Here is a 747-nt window from a genome sequence, read left to right on the forward strand (position 1 = left end):
GTGACGTCGTAAAGCAGCACCTCGTTCTGGACTGCAAACAGCTCTCCGCAGCGCTTCGACAAATGCGCTTCGAGGGCGGCCTTGTGCGCGAGCAGATGGTCAAGGGCGCGGTACAGGCGGTCCTTGTTGACCTCCTCGTCGCCGAGCTGCAGCAGCTCGCAAAGCGCCGTCCGACGGTACCAATCCTCGGCAATGTGCAACTCGCTTGACGGCTCGCAGAACCGTGCCGTCACCAGAACAGCCGCCATCTTCGCCCAGGCGATACGTTCCTGGCCCACCGGCAGCAGTTGCCTGCACAGCTCCTCAAGGCCAGTTCCGCACCAGAGTGCGAGCGCCAGGTACACATCGCCGAACTGACGCGAGCGTTCGATGCGAATGCCCTTCAGACGCACCGGCACTGTTAAATCTTCGCTGCCGTCCTGGAACAGCTGCGCTTGCTCGGGAGCGCCTATCAGCCGGCGCGCCAGCGTCCGTGCCTCAATACGACCGCGTTCATCAAGCTCGCCAAGCTGCGCGACTGTCTGCTGAATAACGCGCCGCCCCACGCGAACGCTGCGAACCAAGCACCAATAACGATGAACCTTGCCGTCCTTCTTGCGAATCGTGTGGCGCAGATACATGCGCCATCACAACCAGAACCGCCGCGAAAGAAAATACCCAAGGTCGTCACTACACTCTCAAATGAGCCTTCCGCGACGACTAACCCATTGATCCGACTCACGCCGATTCTTGTGAAATCACCAAAAC

General features: G+C 60.2%; 1 protein-coding gene. It reads right to left on the reverse strand.

What is annotated here, in order from left to right; translation table 11 throughout:
• The coding region (locus SO139_RS46330) for an IS1634 family transposase N-terminal domain-related protein (protein WP_498542171.1) at nucleotides 1-620 on the reverse strand (620 nt) is incomplete at its 3' end.
• Nucleotides 621-747: the final 127 nt, after the last annotated feature.

Source organism: Bradyrhizobium sp. UFLA05-89, assembly GCF_059803475.1.